Raw genomic sequence first — 4,429 nt, 5'->3', positions numbered from 1 at the left:
TCCGCTCAGCGCCGATGTCCGCTCCGCAAGCTCCGCTCAGCGCCGATGTCCGCTCCGCAAGCTCCGCTCAGCGCCGATGTCCGCTCTGCAAGCTCCGCTCAGCGTCGATGTCCGCTCCGCAAGCTCCGCTCAGCCCAGCCGCTCGACGACCCAGTCGATGCAGGTGATCAGGGCGGCGACGTCCTCGGGCTCGACCGCCGGGAACATGCCGATCCGCAGCTGGTTGCGGCCCAGCTTGCGGTACGGCTCGGTGTCGACGATCCCGTTGGCGCGGAGGATCTTCGCGACGGCCGCGGCGTCGACGGAGTCGGCGAAGTCTACCGTGCCGACGACCTGGGAGCGGTGCGCCGGGTCGGTCACGAACGGCGTGGCGTACTCGGACTTCTCGGCCCAGGAGTACAGCCGGCTCGAGGAGTCCTTGGTGCGCGCCACGCAGGCGTCCAGCCCGCCGAGGCCGAGCATCCACTCGATCTGGTCCGCGAGCATGATCAGCGTCGCGACGGCCGGAGTGTTGTAGGTCTGGTCCTTGGACGAGTTGTCGACGGCGGTGGCCAGCGACAGGAACGGCGGGATCCAGCGGTCGCCCGCGGCCAGCTCGGCGACCCGGCCGAGCGCGGCCGGGGAGAGCAGCGCGATCCAGAGCCCGCCGTCGGACGCGAAGCCCTTCTGCGGCGCGAAGTAGTAGGCGTCCGACTGGGTGATGTCGACGGGCAGGCCGCCGGCGCCCGAGGTCGCGTCGATCACCACGAGCTGGCCGTCGATCGAGGACTCCGGCCGCACGACCGGCACCGCGACGCCGGTGGAGGTCTCGTTGTGGGCCCAGGCCAGGACGTCGCACGACGGGTCGGCGGTCGGCGCGGGCGCGCTGCCCGGCTCGGCGGAGACGATCACCGGGTCGGCGAGGAACGGCGCGCCCTTGGTGGTGTCGGCGAACTTCGAGGAGAACTCGCCGTAGGTCAGGTGCAGCGACCGCTCGCGGACCAGGCCGAAGGCGGCGGCGTCCCAGAAGGCGGTGGAGCCGCCGTCGCCGAGCACGACCTCGTAGCCCTCGGGCAGCGAGAACAGCTCGCGCAGGCCGGCGCGCACGCGCCCGACCAGGGACTTCACCGGCTTCTGCCGGTGGGAGGTGCCCATCACGTCCGCGGCGTCCGCGAGCGCCCGGAGCTGCTCGGGGCGGACCTTGGACGGTCCGCAGCCGAACCGCCCGTCGCCCGGGAGGAGGTCGGCGGGGATCTGCAGGTCGGTGCTGGTCGACGCGGTCACGTACCCCAGTGTCGCAAGCCGGGGAAGGGTCCGGGGTGGCGGGTTGCTCCCTGTACGGAGGGTGGCCGGGCGGATCCGGCCGGCACAGTGAAGGACTCGTCACCGAAGCGGCGCAGCCGGGCCGCCGTTCGAGCGAACCACCCCGCTGTGTCGCCCGAAACTGCAACGTTCCATCCTGATCGATCGAGATACCGGGTCTGAACACGGGACGGAGGTCCGGGATGGAGATCGACTGCGCGCTCGCCGCAGGGGTGGCGACGCCCGAGCACGTCGCGCTGGCCGAGGAGCTCGGCTACGCCCGCGCGTGGTGCCACGAGGCGCCGCGCAGCTATCCCGACGCGGGGATGGCCCTCGCCGTCGCCGCCGAGCGGACCTCGCGGATCCGCATCGGCCTGGCGGTCGGCGGGCACTGGCGCCGCGCGGCGGCCGACGCCGGAGCCCTCGCCGACCTGGCCGCGCGGGCCCGCGGCCGGGCCGAGCTGGTCGTCGGGCTGCCCGGCGGCGCCGGGCCGGACCCGGAGGCCCACGCGACCGCGGTCCGCGAGGTGCTCCAGCGCGAGCACGGCGTGAACGGTGTCCCGGCGTGGGTCGGCCGGCCGGGTGCGGCCGAGTACCTGCCCGTGACCTTCGGCGTGCGTTCGCCGCGCGGGGCCGCCCTGCGCACCGTCGTCGAGGTGACGCGCGGCGCGGACCTGCACCGCATCGTCGCGCGGCTGCGGCCGGCCGGGCTGCTGCTGCGCCCCACCGGCGACGACGTCGGCCGGGAGCTCGCCGAGTTCGCCGAAGCCGTGCGGGCGCTCGCGCTGGTCGGGGTCGCCTGAGCCACCCGCGTCAGGCGCCTTCCGGGGCTCGGTACATCCGCCGGTAGGCCAGCGGCGACATCCCGATCGTCGCGTGGAGGTGCTGGCGCAGCGACACCATGGTGCCGAACCCGCACCGCTCCGCGACCCGCTCGACCGGCAGGTCCGTGGTCTCCAGGAGCCGCCGGGCGCGGTGCACCCGCTGCGTGGTGAGCCAGCGCCCGGGGCTCTCGCCGGTCTCGGCACGGAACCGCCGGGTGAAGGTCCGCACGCTCATCGCCGCCCGCCCGGCCAGCTCGTCGAGCCCGATCGGGGCGTCGAGGTGGTCGAGCGCCCAGGCCCGCGCGGCCGCGGTGCCCGCGCCGGCCACCTCCGGCACCGGTGCCTCGACGAACTGCGACTGCCCGCCCTCCCGCCACGGGGCGACGACGGCCCGGCGCGCCACCGTCGCCGCGACCTCGGCCCCGTGGTCGCGCCGGACGACGTGCAGGCACAGGTCGATCCCGGCGGCGTTGCCCGCCGAGGTGAGGACGTCGCCGTCGTCGACGAACAGGACGTCGGGGTCCAGCGCGACCCGCGGGTAGAGCCGGCGGAAGCGGTTCGTCCAGCGCCAGTGCGTGGTCGCGGGGCGACCGTCGAGCAGCCCCGCGGCGGCGAGCACGAACGCCCCGGTGCAGATCGACATCACCCGGCCCGCGCCGCGCAGCACCTCCGCGACCCGTGGGTCGATGGTGCCGCGGGTCATCCAGGTGCCGTCGAGGTGCCCGGGGACGACGAGCGTGTCGGCCTCGCCGAGGATCTCCGGCCCGTGCTCGGGCAGCACCGAGTATCCCGCCGAGGTCCGGACCGGCCCGCCGTCGAGCGTGGTGACCCGGACGTCGTAGAGCGGCTCGCCGGCCGGTCCGGCGGCGCCGCCCATCAGCTTGTGCGGCAGCCCGAGCTCGAACGCGATCACGCTCGGCATGGCCAGGACGACGACCCGGTGCATGGCCGGATTCTTTCACAGAGTGGCTGTTCGGCCACTTCCGTCGACGGCGCGGATCGGCGACGCTGCATCGCGTGAGTGAACTCAGCAGCTCCGTGCGCCGACGGCGCCTGCACCCCGCGTGGTGGGCGGCCGTGGCGACCTTCCTGGCGATCATCGGGGCGGCCGGCTTCCGGTCGACACCCGGTGTGATGGTCGAGCCGCTGCACTCCGAGTTCGGCTGGTCCATCGGGGAGATCTCGGTGGCGCTCTCGGTGAACCTGGCGCTGTTCGGGCTGACCGCCCCGTTCGCGGCCGCGCTGATGGAACGCTTCGGGGTGCGGCAGGTGGTCGCGGTCGCGCTGGCGATGGTGGCCGTGGGCGCGGGCCTCACCGTGTTCATGACGGAGTCGTGGCAGCTCGTGCTGCTCTGGGGCGTGATCGTCGGGCTCGGGACCGGGTCGATGGCGATGTCGCTGGTGGCGACGGTGGTCGGGCGCTGGTTCGTGGCCCGCCGCGGCCTCGTCACCGGGATCCTCACCGCCGCCAACGCCACCGGGCAGCTGATCTTCCTGCCGGTGATCGCGCACCTCGTCGAGAGCTCGGGCTGGCGCGTCGCGTCGATCACCGTGGCCTGTGCGGCGCTGGTCGTGGTGCCGGTCGTGCTGCTGCTCCTGCGCAACCGCCCGGCCGACGTCGGCGCGCTGCCCTACGGCGGCACCGAGGCCGACGTCGTCGAGCCGATCCGGTCCGGGGCCGCCCGGCTGGCCGTCGGGACGCTGATCGGGGTCGCGCGGAAGCGGACGTTCTGGCTGCTCGTGGCGGGGTTCTTCGTCTGTGGCGCCACCACGAACGGCCTCGTCCAGTCGCACTTCGTGCCCGCCGCGCACGACCACGGCATGCCGGCGACGACGGCGGCGAGCCTGCTCGCCCTGGTCGGGATCTTCGACCTGGCCGGGACCATCTTCTCCGGCTGGCTCACCGACCGCTTCGACCCGCGGCTGCTGCTGGGCACCTACTACGCGTTGCGTGGGGTGTCGCTGGCCCTGCTCGTGCCGCTGTTCGGCGCCGACCTGAACGCCAGCATCTTCGCCTTCGTGATCTTCTACGGCCTGGACTGGGTCGCGACCGTGCCGCCCACGATGGCGTTGTGCCGCGAGTGGTTCGGGCCGACGGCCCCGATCGTCTTCGGCTGGGTGTTCGCGAGCCACCAGCTCGGTGCCGCGGCCGCGGCGCTGGCCGCCGGGCTCGTCCGCGACGCCCTCGGCAGCTACGACGCCGCCTGGTACGGCGGCGCGGTGCTCTGCGTGCTGGCCGCGACCGCGTCGCTGGCGATCCGCCGCGTCCGCGTCCCGGCCCCGGTCCCCGAGCCCGCCTGAGGAGGGGAGCGGGGGGGGGGGGG

4 protein-coding genes are annotated in these 4,429 nt (G+C 74.4%); 2 read left to right on the top strand and 2 right to left on the bottom strand.

The window, feature by feature from the left end:
• Positions 1-129: 129 nt before the first annotated feature.
• Positions 130-1,263, bottom strand: a complete 1,134-nt coding sequence (serC, locus tag LWC33_RS34295) for a phosphoserine transaminase (RefSeq protein WP_233308876.1) — start codon at positions 1,261-1,263, stop codon at positions 130-132.
• Between the two features lie 221 nt (positions 1,264-1,484).
• Here serC and LWC33_RS34290 point away from each other — a divergent pair, with 221 nt between their 5' ends.
• A complete protein-coding gene (locus tag LWC33_RS34290; protein ID WP_233308875.1) occupies positions 1,485-2,084 on the top strand; it encodes an LLM class flavin-dependent oxidoreductase in 600 nt (199 codons plus the stop codon).
• 10 nt (positions 2,085-2,094) lie between these two features.
• Here LWC33_RS34290 and LWC33_RS34285 read toward each other — a convergent pair whose 3' ends face one another.
• Complete coding sequence (locus LWC33_RS34285) at positions 2,095-3,051, bottom strand: GlxA family transcriptional regulator (RefSeq protein ID WP_233308874.1); 957 nt, start codon at positions 3,049-3,051, stop codon at positions 2,095-2,097.
• A 71-nt stretch (positions 3,052-3,122) separates the two neighbouring features.
• Between LWC33_RS34285 and LWC33_RS34280 the strand changes: the two genes are divergently transcribed.
• Positions 3,123-4,406 carry an MFS transporter gene (locus LWC33_RS34280; RefSeq protein ID WP_233308873.1) on the top strand — a complete coding sequence of 428 codons (1,284 nt, stop codon included), beginning with the start codon at positions 3,123-3,125 and terminating at the stop codon, positions 4,404-4,406.
• The last annotated feature ends 23 nt before the right edge of the window (positions 4,407-4,429 follow it).

The organism is Pseudonocardia terrae, from assembly GCF_021343995.1.
GTDB lineage: Bacteria > Actinomycetota > Actinomycetes > Mycobacteriales > Pseudonocardiaceae > Pseudonocardia > Pseudonocardia terrae.
Note: the sequence above shows the minus strand (reverse complement) of the source record. Positions and strands in the feature narration are given on the sequence as shown.